A 17,237-nucleotide genomic window follows, 5' to 3' on the forward strand; every position below is an offset into this window, starting at 1 on the left:
AGCAATTAGCTGAAATTCATTCTGACCTATAGAGGTATAACCACAGCTCCTTTTGCTTGCTACGAGCCCACGACTGCTTTTCCCGAAATTACCCCTTCATTGAATGCACAATGATTTCCATTAATAAACACGGCGGGGTTTTAACTTATGAGCAATAAGGGCAAGTATACTTATAATAGGTAATATGATTGGAAATATTATAAATTCAATCATTCTCATCAGATATTTTTTAACTCCAGTCGATAAAGCATAACGTTCACTAAACTTTTTAACAATCGGCCAGTTACTAATTAAAAAACCGGTTGGTTCTTTAAACCCGAGGAAAAAATATCCTGTAAAATACCCATAAATCTGCAGTATTTTTTTAGGATAAAAAATATAACATGCAGAAGAAGAAGGTTCGAGATATTCAGTATAGTGCCAACAATTTCTTGGCATAAACAGCATATCCCCTTTTTCCAGGGTAACCCTGTACCCTTCAGCTTGTTGTGTTCTTGGATATTGCTTATTAATTTCTTCTAAAGGAGTGCTAAAATCAATCAAGGTATCACTCACAAAAGGAAGTTTATAAAGCGCTTCGCTCTGATCTTTAGTAAATAATAAAAATCTCTTTTTCCCGCTTAAACATACATGAAGATTGGAGCAATGCTCTCTGTCATAATGCATATATGTATGAGTGTTTTGGCCACCAAAAAAATAGATTACTTTTAAAGTTTTATTAAAGTATCTAGGTCTTAAGGGAATATGTTGCCAAAGGGGTATATGCTTTTCAATCTCAGCAGACTGTTTTTCCGTAAGAATTTGGCCAAAGATTCGGTAGGGCATATTTTGTTTTATTTTAGCTATTATTGTACCAAAATCAGCAGGTTGATGTGCGACGCGACGATTATTTTCAAAAGTTGCATAGGTGGTGTCTGCATGAATGTGTTGTTCAAAATAATCTAAAGTAAAGTTACCCCTAAAGTTTTTTATTTTTATGAGTAGGGGCTCCGTAGATTTGTATAGAATTTTCTTGATTTCCTCTTCGTCGCCATAAAAATAATCTATGGTCTTAACATCCCTTATCTTCATTGATTGACCTTTTGAATTAAATAATAAAAATAATATTTTTTACCGTAGAGAAGGGTTTTTTTGCGCTCTTTTTTTGCAATATGGCGTAGAGCTGATTTTTTAAACAGAAAAAACCACCAGGGAAGAAAAGCTAATCCCATGGAACTAACGAAATCTGGAAGTTCTTCATCATCATTCATCATCGAATCAATATAGGGTAATATTTTTTTCTCATTTACGATTAAGCGATGATAAATAGCCGATTGAACCATTCGAGTTATATCTACTTTTTGAATTATTTTTAAAGCTTTGCTTGTCTTAAGATATTCTTCTAATTTTTTTGCTTGTAATTTATCTTTAATATTTATATCAGAATAACAAAAAAAACCATTAGGAGACAAAATACGCTCTACTTCTGTGAAAAATAGCTCAATTTGTGGGTAAAGATGAGAACTCTCAAGGTTTGTTATAATATCAAAACTGTTATTTTCAAAAGGTAAATATTCCGCATCGGATTGAATATAATTGATCTTGTTTTCTTTGTAGAAATTATGATGAGCATGTTGTACTAATTCTTTTGTTAAATCAACACCTAAAGCGTATTTTGTTTTGAGTAATTCGGAACTAACTTTTAACCCAATACCATTACCACACCCAACTTCAAGCAGTTTTTTATCAAAAAATTGCATTCTTACTAACGGTCTTATCAGATGATAGAGAAGTAAGGGAGAATAAATATCTTGTATGTTACATATTTTTGAAAAATTAAAGTTCAATGCAGCATATTCATTATATACTTGTTTATTCCATAAACCCCAATTCAAAAAGGATTTATCAAAAATAATATGTGCAAAACTTTTATAGCTCTCTTGAACCTGATTTTTAATCAATTTTACTTCTGAGGGATGAAGATTCCCTAGTCTCAATAATGAACGAAGTTGTTTTAAAGCCTGGCCGTACGTCTTAATGTTATTTTCCGTGATTAAATGCATAATAAATAACGTAGCATGGAGTGTTGTATTAATCAAATGCAGTACCCGCCAATACTGAAATGAAGAAGTAATCTTGCCTCGTTTTTTGTTCTATTGAATCTTTTGTGCTATTAAATAAGTATAAGTGTCATGATGCCCTTTCGAGTCACTTTGTAAATAAACTTTTGGGCTATGACCTTATTGTTTTCATATGAAATAAAGGTAGTGGGGATATGGTGAATAAGCACATAAAAGAACATGGTATTCAGTAATAAACAAAATCAACGTGTGGGTCCCGTCACGCAAAAAATTTGTGTCTTGTTATAAGTCCTTATTATTGCTATTTTTTATTTTAATTTTGTGTACTACCTCTGGTGGTCACTGCCATTAAGTTAATGACTTTTGGCCCTTTATCCTACGTCCTGTCTCCACGGCCAGCTCCGGGGTTCCGCAGGATCCAGAAATGTCGCGAGTTTCTGAATTTCTCGGACAAGCACGGAACGTAAGTAAGGCACTTGGTTTCTTAACTTCATGGTATTGTCTCTGGTGGTATGGGAGTATTTTAAAGTGGTGAAAAAAAACCAGGAACGTAATCCAAAAGACATTCTTAATGAACCTCTTGCAATCATTGGAATGAATTGCCAATTTCCTGGGGTTGATTCGGATATAGAAGATGTTGAGGCATTTTATACAATGCTGCTCAAGGGACTTTCGCCTATTAAGGAAATGCCAAAAAATCGTTGGGACGTTGATGAATATTATGATCCTGATCGTGAGAAAACCGATAAAATAATTGGTCGTAAAGGAGGTTTTCTTAATAACCCTCAGTTATTCGATGCATCTTTTTTTAAAATATCTACAGTCGAAGCCAAACAAATGGATCCGCAACATCGTCTTTTTTTAGAGGTAGCGATTCGTGCTTTAAATCATGCCAACCTTCCACTGGACTCATTAAATAATTCAAATACCGGAGTATTCTTTGGTAGTTCAACGCAGGATTACAGCCAACTCAATTATAAAGACCATATCGAATTTAATGCGTATACCCAGATTGGTGCAGCCAGCAGTGCTGCAGCAGGAAGACTGTCGCACTTTCTCAATTTAAAGGGACCCGGTATGGCTGTAGATACAGCCTGTTCTTCTTCACTGGCAGCGCTTTATGTTGCGGCAACCTCGTTGAGAATGAAGCAATGTTCTATGGCCATTGTTGGTGGGATTCACCTTAGTCTTTGCCCTGAAAGTTTTATCAGTGTGACTAAAGCAAAAATGTTATCTGCACAGGACCAATGCAGAAGTTTTGATATCAATGCGGATGGTTATGTTCGCAGCGAAGGGTGTGGTGTTGTTATTGTAAAACGCTTAAGTGATGCCATTAAAGATCAGGATACAATTCATGCGGTCCTCAAAAGTATTGTCATGAATCAGGATGGTGATGATGGAACGATTTTGGTTGCTCCAAATATTAAGGCACAAATTGCAATGCACCACGAAGTGCTGGCACAAGCTCATTTAGCCCCAAGTGATATTGATTATATTGAAGCTCATGGAACGGGTACAATTGTGGGTGATTCAGTTGAATTTAATGCGATCCAACACATACATAAAGGCCATCATAACCAAGCTAAGCCTCTGATTATTGGCGCAGTAAAAAGTAACATAGGGCACAGTATTTCATCATCTGGAGTTGCCTCACTGATTAAAGCAATCGGTGCATTGAAACATGAAACAATTCCAGCCAATTTACATTATACACAACCGAACAAAACGATAGATCCTGAAAGCATACCCGCGCTTTTACCAATACAAGCAATTGCTTTTAAGAAGCAAAAAAATAAAAAGAGACATGTGCAGATATCTAATTTCGGTTTTACGGGTACTAATGTAAGCGCGATCATTGAAGAAGCAGACAATGATGCATTACCCTCGGTACCATTAGATGATGGGCAAACAAAATGTTTTGTTGTTTCAGCAAATAGTGAGTATTCATTAAGGCAGATGTTAGCACGTTATGTACTGTATCTTCGCGAGAGTATGGCGAGTTTGCATGATATTTGTTTTACACTCATCAATTGTCGGGATCATTATAAATATCGTTGTGCCATTGTTACTCAAGATAAAGAAACATTGATCAAAAAGATTGAGTCTGGCGATTATGAGCTGCAAAAGATCACGGTAAAAAAAGAGATTCAAAAAATAACCCCTGATGCACATCAGATTTATGAGGCGTATCTTGCAGGATTTAATATAAAAATCGATCCAAATAATGTTCAATTCAATAAAACAGATTTACCCCTTTATTATTTTGATAGAAAACCTTATTGGCATGAGCCCAGAAAAAAGAATGGGTTAAATACTTTATGCCTGCAACCCAAAGAGCAGCAAGTAGAAGCAATCAAGGAGAGGCTTGCCGCTCAAATACAATCTCTTTTAAAAAGAGAACACTTAGAAGAACATCAGGATTTCGGTTCTCTGGGTTTCAATCAGGAGTCACTGACCGAACTAGAGCAGATCGTTTATGAACTCTTTTCTTATAAAGTGTCCATTCCTGCTTTTCTAACTTTGGATAAGTTGGCCAGACACATACAACAAATTCAGATGCCAGAACCCGTTTCTCGCCAACCTATAGTGAATGTACTCAGCAACGAACCTATCGCAATTATTGGAATGAGTTGTCGTTTTCCCAAAGCAGAGAATATCCATGAATTTTTATCCTTATTGGAACGCGGCGAAAGCGGTATGGCTGATATCCCTTTAGAGCGATGGGATAATGAGAAGTTTTATGATCCTGATGTGAATGCTTTGGGTCGACTCTATATTAAACAACTTGGATTAATTGAAAATATAAAAAATTTTGATGCAGATTTTTTTAATATTAGTCCACGTGAAGCAAAGCTCATGTCGCCGCAATTACGGGTGTTTCTGGAGACTAGCTACCATGCTTTGGAAGATGCAAACTTACCTCTAGCTTCGATTAAAGACAGTAAAACTGGAGTTTTTGTTGGTTGTGGTACGAATGAATATCCACGGTTATTAGCGGGTCTTGGTGTAGGTTTAGAAGATCTAAACATTTATTTTGCAACTGGAAATGTGTTAAATGCGATACCTGGCCGAGTGGCTTATGCATTTGATTTCCATGGACCAATACAAGCCATTGATACAGCATGTTCCTCATCGATGACCGCGATTCACGATGCATGTTTGAGTTTGCAAAATGGTGATTGTGATATGGCACTTGCGGGAGGGGTGAATATTTTGCTGGCTCCAGATTCCAACATTACCCTTTCAAAAGCCAGAATGTTATCTCCCGAAAGTCGCTGTAAGACATTTAGTGAGGATGCTGACGGTTATGCACGCAGCGAGGGATGTGGTGTTGTTGTTTTAAAACGGTTAAGCACTGCTTTAAAAGACAATGATATGATTCTTGCAGTAATCAAAGGCACTTCAATTAATAGTGACGGTAAAAGTGGTGGTTTTACTGTCCCTAATGGTACTGCTCAAGAGGAAGTAATTCGCAGCGCTCTTGCTAAAGCAAAATTATTGCCCGCGGATATTGATTATATCGAAGCACATGGCACAGGTACACCATTAGCTGACCCAATCGAAGTAAATACGCTGACGAAAATTTTTAGTGAAGCTCACAGCACAGAGAGGCCCCTGTACGTCAGCTCAGTAAAAACGAATATAGGCCATTCCGAAAGTGCTTCGGGTGTATCCGGCTTAATTAAAGCCGTTTTAAGCTTACAAACACATCAATTATTTAAGCATCTTAATTTCAAAAAATTAAATCCTGCGATCGAGTTAAAAAATACGGTAATTCCTTTGAGCACTATGGAGTGGTCTAAAGAAGAGGGGTTACGATGTGCTGGCGTTAGTTCATTCGGGTTTAGTGGAGCCAATGCGCATGTCGTATTGCAAGAAGCACCCCCTATAAGAAAAATAGAAAAGCGCATACTCCCACAAGAATCCTTATTAGTGCTTTCAGCAAAAAGTAAGCCCGCTCTTGAATTACTTATAGCAAGTTATCAAAAGTATTTAGCGAACACGCCGGAGGAATTTGCGGATATCTGCTATACCGCCGCAACCTGTCGCAGTCATTTCTTATTTCGTGTAACGATTAAGGCACAGACAACAAAAGAAGCCGCTGCAGTTATTGAAAAGAATAACTATACGATCTATCAGATTAAAAAAGAAATAAACAATCCTATGACTTTGCAACAACCCAGATCATTGGTGCACTTACAGGAGGACTATCAAGCAGGAGTTATTATTGATTGGAGCGATTATTATCGTTCCCTAAATACCCAGTTTAGAAAAGTTAAACTCCCTTTATATGAGTTTGCTCGCGAAGAGCATTGGTTTGAAACGAAAGATAAACTCAAAGATGCCCCTTTTCCTAAAGATTGGAGTTTTCAATTGCAATGGCAGCAGCAACTTTGTACTCGAAATAATCGCAAAACTCAGGGTAATAATTGGCTACTTATAGGAGCCCAACATTTAGCCCCCCGGCTTAGTGCCCAGGGATTAGATATTATTTTAGAGGATGAAAACTATCCATTAGGGCAACTGGATGGGATTATTTTTGCAATGGGACTCGATAACCCTTTAACAACCGATATTGAATCCAGCATCGATTTTCAAAAGAAAACACTCAAGAAATTATTAACTCTGGTTAAAGAATTGAGTAATGAAGCCGCTAAATTGCAATTAATTGTGCTTACTGTAAATGCAATCGCTGAACTTGCTGCAGGTGAACTCAATCTGAGTAATAGCCCGCTTGTTGGATTTTGCCGAACTTTGGTTTTAGAGCTACCGCAATTAAATACTATTTTGATTGATACGGGAAAAACGGAAGATGAAGACTATGCTGGGCAAATCGTGGATGAAATCCGGCATAATTTTGATCAATGCTATGAGCATATAGTTGCCTATCGTGAAGGAAAACGCTTCGTTGCACGGCTGAAGAAAGCCAAACTGGTGGATAGGAGGCGATCTTTATATGGTGAAGGCCGGTATCTAATTACCGGTGGTTGCGGCGGTTTAGGTTTAGTCACTGCACAAGCTTTGCTTTCAGCCGGTGCCAGAGAAGTTATCCTCACTTCAAGAAATGTGGATAAACCTGCAGTAAAAGAAGCAATTAAAAAAATTAAATATAATTATACTGGCCGCACCATTAGTCCTGTGAGTTTGGATGTTACTGACAAAGAAAAATTACGTCTCTTGCTTCTTGAATTGAATGCTGATGGGTTGTTAAAAGGCATTATTCATGCAGCTGGTACGGCGGTTAAAGCCCCATTACTGGAGCATACAAACGAGGATGTAGATTATTTATTTTCTGCCAAAGTCCAAGGCAGTTGGTATTTGCATGAGTTAAGTAAAAATTTCGATCTGGATTTCTTTGTTGTCTATTCTTCGATTTCTTCAGTTTTTGGAAGCAATAAAGAGTCAGTTTACAGTGGTACAAACAGTTTCTTAGATGCTTTGATTGCTGAACGTCAACGTTTGGGCTTAGTGGGAACCGCGATTGAGTGGGGGCCTTGGGGTGAGGTTGGGATGGCCAAAAAAAGATCTCAAGACCAAGGTTTGAAACAATCTTTAGTCAGTAATGAACAAGGCCAGACATTTATTAAAATTCTTATTAATGATCAATTAAGCCATGTAGCCATTATTTCACCGGAATACCTCAAATTCATGCTTGATTTTGTTCCTAAACCTGTACCTGCTTTTCATAAATATTTAGCAGATGATCTGGCAATAACAGAAAAAGTTGCTGATAAGAATTTGTCATCATGGCTTAATGATTACCTGGAAATTGACGAAAAGAATCGATTCCAAGCCTGCAAAGATATGGTGTGCGCTATTTGTAATGAGATCCTTGAACTAACCGATGCAGAGGATCTGGATGCAGATGAAGGATTTTTTGAACTTGGTTTCGATTCATTGATGATTACTGAAATGGCAACCAAACTTAAAGAAAAGCTGGCACCAATGATTAAAGTGACCGCCACCATAGGTTTTGATTACCCATCAATTAACAAACTGGTTCGGTATATAGAATCTGAATTGGATAAACATTTAGTTATCAAGCAATCGCCAAAACCAGTGGCAGAAAAGACTGATGATTCAATTGCTATTATTGGTATGAGTTGTACTTTTCCTAATGCTCCCAATGTTACTGCTTTTGAAATGCTGCTTGAAGAAGGCAAAAGTGGCATGAAGGAAATTCCATCCGATCGATGGGATAATCGAAAATATTATGATCCCGATATGGACGCTCCAGGAAAATCTTATGTCAATAAACTTGGATTAATCGAAAATATTAAATGTTTCGATGCGAACTTCTTTGGCATTAGTCCTCGTGAAGCAAAATTGATGGAACCTCAGCAACGAATTTTTTTAGAATGCTCCTATAAGGCATTAGAAAATGCAAATTATTTGCCTGAGTCATTACGGGGTAGTTTGACGGGAGTTTTTGCAGGTGTAGGCCCCAATGAATACTATGCGCAACTGGAGAAGTCCGGTTTTTCTAACGAAGAGCTCAGCGTCTATTCGATTACCGGAAATGTGTCCAATCTTATTCCTGGTCGTGTAGCATATACTTTTGACTTTAAAGGCCCATCAATTAGTGTAGATACCGCCTGTTCGTCTTCTCTGGTTGCCATTCATTATGCATGTCAAAGTTTAAAAAATCGGGAAATTGATTATGCATTGGCTGGCGGTGTCAATGTGCTGTTATTGCCTGAAGCAAATATTACTTTGTGCAAAGCCAAAGCTTTAGCTCCGGATGGTTACTGCAAAACATTCGATGAGCAAGCCGATGGATATGCCCGTGCAGAAGGCTGCGGCATACTCTTTCTTAAAAGATTATCCGATGCGCTACGCGATAAAGACACCATTTTAGCAGTCATTAAAGCGTCCGCGGTAAATAGTGATGGGAAATCAGCGGGCTTGACCGTTCCCAATGGTAAAAGCCAGGAAGAAGTGATGCAAAAGGCTTTAAGCCAAACCGATTTATCCAGTAATGACATTAGCTATATTGAAGCACACGGAACAGGTACACCTTTGGGTGACCCGATAGAAGTTCATGCAATCAATCAAATCTATGGAAGGGGGCGTACTCAGGATAATCCTTTATATGTTGGTGCAGTCAAAACCAACATTGGCCATCTTGAAAGCGCTGCTGGAGTAGCAAGTGTTATTAAAACGGTTATCAGTTTGCAAAAGAAAAAAATTTATAAGTTGCTTCATTTCAACAAATTAAATCCCCATATTCATCTGGGGGATACTCGCCTGGCAGTGCAAAAAATTGATTGGAACCCCGATTCCAAATTAAGATGTGCCGGTATTAATGCCTTTGGATTTAGCGGCACTAATGCTCATCTTCTTTTACAAGAATTTCCCAAAGCTGAAGAGCATAAGGCAACTAAGCCCTCTAAAATTCAACTGTTGGTTCTCTCTGCGAATTCGCAAACAGCCCTGGAACATTTAGCTCAAAGTTATCAACAGTATTTGGCAACAACATCTGATGATTTTGGAGATATCTGTTTTACTGCAGCTACCTGCCGCGAGCAGTATACTTATCGATTGGCTTTAATTGCTCAGGATGCTCAAGAAGCATGCCAACTATTAGAAACAGGGCAGTTTGCATTATCTCATGGAAAAATGAATGCACTTGAAATACAGAATGATCCTGCGCTTAAATCAGTATTGGCAGACTATATGCAAGGAAAACAAGTTGATTGGGGCTTATATTATAAAAACAGTGGTTTTGAATTTAACAAAGTCAACGTACCCCATTATGTATTTGATCCCATTGAATTTTGGATTGATAAAAAAACCTCTACCCGGACCCCTGCAGATGTTCTCCATCCTCTTTTAGGACAGATGTTTTCACTCCCTGGCAATGAATTTTTATTTAGTAATAAGCTGGATTTAGAAAATTTAACTTATATCAACCAGAACTTTGTTTTTAATAAGGTTGTTTTCCCGGCAACAGCATTTATTGAGTCGGGTTTGGCGGTTGCCAAACTTGTATTGAAGCGCAATACTTTTTCTATTGAAAAATTTCATATTGAACGTCCGTTTTACCCGAAACACGATCAAGAGCTTCAGGTTCAAGTCAAACCGAAAAATGAAGAACAATACAAAATCAATATTTTTGCAAAACAAGATGATAATTGGCAATTGTATTCGGAAATGGAAATTAATTTGCAATCACCCTCAATAGCTGAATCTATTGATATTGATCATTTAAAATCGACTTTTAAACGTCGATTTGATTTATCACAAATTTATGAACATTTTAAAAGGCAGGCTCTATTTTATGGCGCTGAATTCCAAGTGCTACAAGAGAGTTATATTCATGCCGACAACGTTCTATCGAAGGTAATGACTAAAAGCACTCAGAGCATTAGCTATTATTATCCCCCTATTTTGCTTGATGGTGTGATGCAAAGTATTTTGTTGCTCAGAGGCAATCAGGTTGAACATTCTACTTATGTGCCCTATACATTTGCACGGATGACTACAATTCAGGAAGCACCACGAAGTGTGTGGGTTCATTTAATTCAAAGAATTTCAGAGCATGAGAGTGAACTGTGTTTTGATGTTAAATTTTATGATAATTCAGGGTTATTGATTGGTGCAATTGAGAAGTTGAAGCTAAGAAGAGTGACCCAAAGTCATTTCATTCCTTATGAATCCTATCTCCAACAGTTGTATCAAATTCGCTGGATCCCATTTAAGTCGAACTTATTCACTCAAAAGCAGTTGCCCGAGTTGTTTGTGATAACAAATGAACCGGATAAGGCAAAAACAGTATTGGGTGATGTGGATTATCGGCTGATACGCGATCTGGATGAGCTGGAGCATATTGAAAATAAAAATATAATTTTTTTATACAGTCAGGATCAATTCAACGAGTTATTCTATTGTTGTCAAAAAATGTTTAAGTCACGGCCTAATTGCTTCATATTGGTCACAGAGAATGCATATGCGATTCAGGATTCTGATAAGGTAAATCCTTACCACACTATGGCATGCGCTTTTTGGAAAACCTTTAGCAATGAGCTTGAACTTACCAAAAACTACACCATCGATTTGGGCACCCACAGTGCCTTATCAGAGATTTTAAAGTACCTTTTGGCTGCCAACTGTGTTGAGAATCAATTCGCCATCAGAGATGCGATTTATATTCCCAGATTAAAGAAAGCACAGCTCTCGGCAACTCTTGCACAACAAGAGATGTTATTTAAAAGTGATGCAACTTACCTGATCACTGGCGGTACAGGCGGTTTGGCAAAAACATTAATTGAGTACCTTATTCACCGAGGGGTACACCATATTGTGATTACGAGTAGGTCTGAATGCTCTGCGGATACTAAAGCTCTGATTGATCTCGCCCGGAAAAAACACGTATTCATTAAACATTATCAGGCTGATGCCAGTAATTATCAGCAAATGGAACATGTCATTACAGAAATTGAACAGAGTTCCGAGACACTTCAAGGCGTATTTCATCTCGCCGGCATTGTGCAAGATGGTTTATTGATCAATTTAAATGACGAAGAGATGCAAAGTGTATTAAGTGCAAAAATGGAAAGTGCATTGATTCTGCATCAGTTAACCAAAAATATTCCACTGGATCTTTTTGTTTTATTTTCATCTTCAGCTTCTGTATTAGGTGCTAGAGGACAAGCAAACTATGTTGCAGCCAATGGATTTTTAGATGGATTAGCCTATCTGCGTCAGCACGAAGGACTTCCCGCATTGTCAATCAATTGGGGACCTTTTCATTCAATGGGAATGACTGCAAATCTGAGCCAGGCAATTCAACAACGCGGCTTTACTTTGTTAGACAAGGACAGCATTGATGTTCTTGATGTTTTGTTAAGAACTCAGTTGGCGCAAATTGCTGTATGTCCTATTAACTGGGATATTTATTTCAAATATTCACCGAAACAGGCATGGCTAGTGGAACTTATGAAGCATACGCTTCCAGCCGATCAGCACTTTTTAAACTCTCTTCGCCAACACACCAAGGAAGAGTGTATCACCATACTGAGTCAGGTTTTACGCGAAATTGCCGTAGATGTTTTAGGGTTAGATGATGTAGAGCAGATTAAGTTGGATGATGGTTTATTCTCTTTGGGCCTGGATTCCCTGATGGCTATAGAAATTCGCAATCGCATTCATGATAAATTACAAAGCCCCACCCTGAACTTATCAATAGAATACTTTATTAATGAGCCAAGTATTAGCAAGATTGCTAAAAACATCACGAATGAATTACACAATTTATTTGATTTTGATCATAAAACTGCAAATCAGGCAGCGATAAACATAGTTGGGGAAGAAGTCCCTTTATGTGATTTTCAATTTGTTTTTTGGGTGCTCAACAGGCAAGATTATCCGTATAATATTGGCACGCAGTTACAGATTCAAGGCAAGTTGAATAAGGATTATGTAGCCCAGGCATTTGATGCAGTAGTAAAACAGAATAGTGCTTTTTGGTTGAGCTTCGAGACAGAAGTACCCATTCAAGTGTTGAAGAAAAAAGGTCAATTTGAATTAATCTATAAAGACATCTCCTTAAATAACGAAGAGAAGGTGCTCAATCAAGAGTTTCAAAATAATATGATGTGGGAGATTCCATTAACACAACAGCCACTCATTAGGGTATCTCTTTATAAGATAAATAGTGATCTGCATGAACTGCACCTAATTATTCCTCATATCATCGTTGATGGACCTTCATGCGATCTTATATTGAGCCAATTTAAAAAATTCTACGAAATGCTTGCTCAAGGCAAACAATTGATTCTTGAACCAGAAAAAGATTCATTTCTTAACTTTGTCAAAAAAAATAATCATCTTTATACAGCGAATTTAAAACATAAAATTAAATTTTGGCAGAATTATAATAAAGGTTTTAAAATGCTGTATCTCGGACGTAAATACTTTATGTCCATAGAACGTCAAAAAAAATATTTATTTCATTATCCTATTGATTCGCAGCGAGCAGAACAATTTATTGAATGGCATAGAGCTAAAAATATCAATGTAAGTACCGGATTAATTGCTGCATGCCATCTTGTTTTTTACAAACTCAGCCGCCAAAAGAAAATACCATTTATTCAGATTCATAGTGGTAGGGAAGGCAGCCAATATAATTCTATTGTCGGTTTGTTTTCGGAATATAAACGACTCAATATTACTTTAGATACCCAATATACTTTCATTGATTTTATTAAGGCCATTGAAGAGCAGCAATTAAAAACAGCTTCTTTTCAAAAATGTTCTCATGTAATTAAAAACAGTGAGTTTAAAGACTCGGGATTCACAGTGAGCCATTATTTGTTTTATAGGTGGAATAAACTGTGGTTAACCAAGCAATTTAGAAAGAGCAAGCTTAATTCAGTGATGATTGATTTTTATCTCAAGTACTTAAGTTGGGCAGAAGCACTAGGTTTTAATACGTCACTCAAAAGAAAATTTAATAAATTATTTAAATTAAATATACCTCTGCAAAAACCAGAGCGGTTAAGAGTTCTTGTAAATATTACCCCTTCTTTTTTCAGTAAAGCAGTACGGGATATGAGTGTTACCCATCTTAAATATCGATATGCCAATCATTTTGGCAGCGAGGATCGTCCGGTAAACAGTCGCTCTTTATGGGTTTTGTTTTCAAAAAATCAGGAAGGTGAGTATTTAATTTCGATTAATGGGCCGATAACAACTCAGTGCAAGGATTTAATTGCTCATGAATTTAATCAGGTTCTTGCTAAGTTACTAGAAAGTGATGAGTATACAGTTGATGAGTTAATTCAATAATAGGCCAATCTTATAGACAATTAAAGGTGGATTTTCTTTAAAACAAAAAGTATAATTTTTATATAATCTGTTTAAAATGATGTATATCTAGATTGAAAAAAAATCCATTACCCTTCAATTTCAATCTAAGACAGGTCGTGTAACGTTACGAAATTATAGGGATTAGTGAGTTATGAAACATGGGCATTGTGATCGCGAACAGCATAAAAAAACGCCACCAGAACCAATGAATGCGCATAAGGCCTGTCATCAACATCCTATGCATAGGCAGCTTCCTAGTCATCCGGATGATCATCGAACTGAGACCGGAATCTACACATGTCCTATGCATCCAGAGATTCGCCAATCGGATCCAGGAAATTGCCCTATTTGCGGCATGGCTTTAGAACCGGAAACCGTTTCCGCAGAAAAAGAAAATCCTGAATACAAAAGCATGAAATACCGGTTTTGGGTGGCACTGATTTTGAGTATCCCTGTAGCTGTATTAGAAATGGGCGGTCATCTGTTCCATTTCATTGCGGCCAATACTTCTGCCTGGATTCAATTTGTATTAGCAACTCCTGTAGTTTTATGGTGTGGTTTGCCTTTTTTTCAGCGCGGCTTTCTTTCACTGAAAACCCGCCAACTGAATATGTTTACACTCATCGCTATGGGGATAGGGGTTGCCTGGGTTTATAGTACTATAGCTCTATTGTTTCCTGGACTCTTTCCTGCTGCTTTCCGTAACCAAGGAGTAATCAATGTTTATTTTGAAGCAGCTGCAGTCATCACTACTCTGGTTTTGCTCGGACAAGTTCTGGAGTTAAAAGCACGAGAGCAGACGGGCGGAGCCATTCGTGCTTTATTGAATTTAGCTCCTGAAAGCGCCCGTCGAATTGATCAGGAGGGCAATGAAGAAGACGTAACTCTGGATCAAGTCCAGGTAGGGGATATGCTTCGTGTCCGTCCTGGCGAAAAAATTCCTGTAGATGGTGAGGTACTCGAGGGAGGCAGTAATGTGGATGAATCCATGGTTACTGGGGAATCGATGCCAATAAATAAAGTGGCTGGCTCAAAAGTGATTGGAGCGACAATAAACCAGAATGGCAGTTTTATAATGAAAGCTGAACATGTGGGTAGTGACACCATACTTTCTCATATTGTACAAATGGTGAGTGATGCTCAACGAAGTAGAGCCCCAATTCAACGATTAGCTGATACAGTTTCAGGATGGTTTGTACCCGCGGTGATTTTGATTGCACTAGCGGCGTTTACCGTCTGGTTTTTCTTAGGTCCACAACCTTCATTTAGTTATGGTTTGCTTGCGGCGGTATCCGTGCTGATCATTGCCTGTCCTTGTGCGTTAGGTTTGGCAACACCGATGTCCATTATGGTGGGTGTTGGTAAAGGTGCTCAGAATGGAGTCTTAGTTAAAAATGCTGAGGCACTGGAGCACATGGAGAAAGTTAAAGTACTCGTTGTTGATAAAACGGGTACTCTAACGCTTGGCCATCCAAAACTAACTCAAATTATTTCTGAAAAAGAATATGAAGCTGATGAAATACTTGCTTTAGCTGCTGCATTGGAACAGCAGAGCGAGCACCCGATTGCCAACGCAATCATCACTGCGGCAAAAGAGAAACAGCTGTCATTTGCTACAGCAACGGATTTTAAAGCAATTGCAGGGAAAGGTATTATAGGTAAGGTTAGTGGTTCAAAAGTTGCACTTGGGAATCGGCAATTAATGAAAGAATATGGGGCAAATAATACATCGCTCGACGAGAATGCTGATGAATTACGAGCTCAGGGAGCAACTGTAATGTTTGTGGCTGTCGACGATGAAATCATTGGCATCCTGGCAGTTGAAGATCCAATTAAATCGAGTACGCCTGATGCCATCCTCGAATTGCAAAAAAATGAGATTGAAGTATATATGCTCACTGGGGACAGTCAAAGAACTGCAGAGTCAGTGGCAAGTCGTTTAGGTATAAAAAATGTGATTGCTGAAATTATGCCCGAGGATAAGCGTCGTATAGTGAGTGAGTTGAAAGATAAAGGCTTTATTGTGGCAATGGCAGGAGATGGGGTGAATGATGCTCCCGCTTTGGCTATCGCAGATATTGGTATCGCAATGGGTACAGGTACTGATGTTGCCATTGAGAGTGCTGGAATTACTTTACTGCATGGTGATTTGCGTGGCATCGTTAAAGCATATCATCTATCTCGAGCGACAATGGGCAATATACGTCAGAATTTATTTTTTGCCTTTATTTATAACGGATTAGGTGTGCCCTTAGCTGCCGGAGTATTGTATCCAGTGATGGGATTATTGCTTAATCCCATTATTGCCGCAACAGCGATGGCATTAAGTTCTGTTTCGGTAATTATTAATGCACTTAGATTAAGGAGAGTCAGGCTATAAGACTGCCTGGTTTCAACAGGTGCTATAAACTATAGTGTCGTTTTATTTGGTTGATACAGAGGTTTTATGTCTAAAATACTCATGAGTGCCTGTCTTCTTGGTCAAAAAGTTCGTTATGATGGAGGCGATTGTTTGCAGAACCATCCGCTTTTACAGCAATGGTTTAAAGAAGGAAAAATAATTGCTATTTGTCCGGAAATGGCAGGAGGATTACCTACCCCCAGACCCCCTGCTGAGATTCAAGGCAGAAAATCAGGCATCGATGTATTAAAGAAAAATGCTTTAGTTAAAACCAAGAACAATCAAGATGTTACTGACTTTTTTCTTGAAGGTGCCCAAAGAGCACTGGAACTCGTAAAGAAGCATCACATACGTGTTGCTATTTTAAAAACCAGAAGTCCTTCTTGCGGATCGAATACAATCTATGATGGAACATTTACGCGTTCATTGATGCAAGGGGAAGGCGTTACTGCCGCATTATTAATGGAGCATGGCATTCAAATATTTGATGAAAACCATATTGAAGAAGCATTGCGTGCGGCACTAAGGTAAACCCTTAATAAACCGCAATTTACAAGTCCATAATTTGTCCCTATATTTAACCAAGATCTATAACACTTTTAGTTTGTTCGTTACGGCCTCAACTGTTTTTTTCTAGGTTGAAACAGATTTATTTTACAAGGAGAAAAAGATAATGGAATACAAATGCCATAAATGTGGAATGGGAGTGAAAAACTTAATGTGTAGCAAATGCAATGCACTACTGGTTAGTGATGTTGTTAAAACCGATAATGGGAAGGTTCAAGTAGCAAAATGTCCTAATGGGTGTGGACAAATTAAATCACCAACATGTTGTGGTCACGATATGGTAAGCTCGGATTAATTGAAAGTTTTTAGCGAATCTTTCACACATCGCTGAAAAAAACGTCGATCGCTCCCCCTACGTCCCGCCCCCACGACTTGTTCGCAGGGGTGTCCGCGAGACG

Annotated in this window: 5 protein-coding genes; 3 read left to right on the forward strand and 2 right to left on the reverse strand. The window is 38.1% G+C overall.

The window, feature by feature from the left end:
* Positions 1-120: 120 nt before the first annotated feature.
* Together FOLKNPGA_RS04745 and FOLKNPGA_RS04750 are read right to left on the reverse strand one after the other, a co-directional pair.
* Positions 121-1,071 carry a cupin-like domain-containing protein gene (locus tag FOLKNPGA_RS04745; RefSeq protein WP_182351911.1) on the reverse strand — a complete coding sequence of 317 codons (951 nt, stop codon included), beginning with the start codon at positions 1,069-1,071 and terminating at the stop codon, positions 121-123.
* Entirely contained in the window at positions 1,068-1,940 is an 873-nt protein-coding gene (locus FOLKNPGA_RS04750; protein ID WP_232890662.1) for a class I SAM-dependent methyltransferase, read from the reverse strand. The genes FOLKNPGA_RS04745 and FOLKNPGA_RS04750 overlap by 4 nt, the downstream gene beginning before the upstream one ends.
* A gap of 648 nt (positions 1,941-2,588) precedes the next feature.
* Here FOLKNPGA_RS04750 and FOLKNPGA_RS04755 point away from each other — a divergent pair.
* The 3 genes from FOLKNPGA_RS04755 (at position 2,589) to FOLKNPGA_RS04765 (ending at position 16,803) form a co-directional block, all read left to right on the forward strand.
* Positions 2,589-13,850, forward strand: coding sequence for an SDR family NAD(P)-dependent oxidoreductase (locus FOLKNPGA_RS04755; protein ID WP_255466052.1), 11,262 nt, complete (start codon positions 2,589-2,591; stop codon positions 13,848-13,850).
* A gap of 172 nt (positions 13,851-14,022) precedes the next feature.
* Positions 14,023-16,251: a copper-translocating P-type ATPase gene (locus tag FOLKNPGA_RS04760; protein ID WP_182351913.1), complete on the forward strand. Its 2,229-nt coding sequence runs from the start codon at positions 14,023-14,025 to the stop codon at positions 16,249-16,251.
* A 66-nt stretch (positions 16,252-16,317) separates the two neighbouring features.
* Positions 16,318-16,803, forward strand: a complete 486-nt coding sequence (locus FOLKNPGA_RS04765; RefSeq protein ID WP_182351914.1) for a DUF523 domain-containing protein — start codon at positions 16,318-16,320, stop codon at positions 16,801-16,803.
* Positions 16,804-17,237 lie beyond the last annotated feature (434 nt).

The organism is Legionella sp. PC1000 (assembly GCF_014109805.1).
GTDB classification, from domain to species: Bacteria; Pseudomonadota; Gammaproteobacteria; order Legionellales; family Legionellaceae; genus Legionella; species Legionella resiliens.

Bases quoted from the DNA above. Each gene is read 5' to 3' on its own strand.
- FOLKNPGA_RS04760 (WP_182351913.1), top strand. From the start codon at position 14,023: ATGAAACATGGGCATTGTGATCGCGAACAGCATAAAAAAACGCCACCA.
- FOLKNPGA_RS04745 (WP_182351911.1), bottom strand. From the start codon at position 1,071: ATGAAGATAAGGGATGTTAAGACCATAGATTATTTTTATGGCGACGAA.
- FOLKNPGA_RS04765 (WP_182351914.1), top strand. From the start codon at position 16,318: ATGTCTAAAATACTCATGAGTGCCTGTCTTCTTGGTCAAAAAGTTCGT.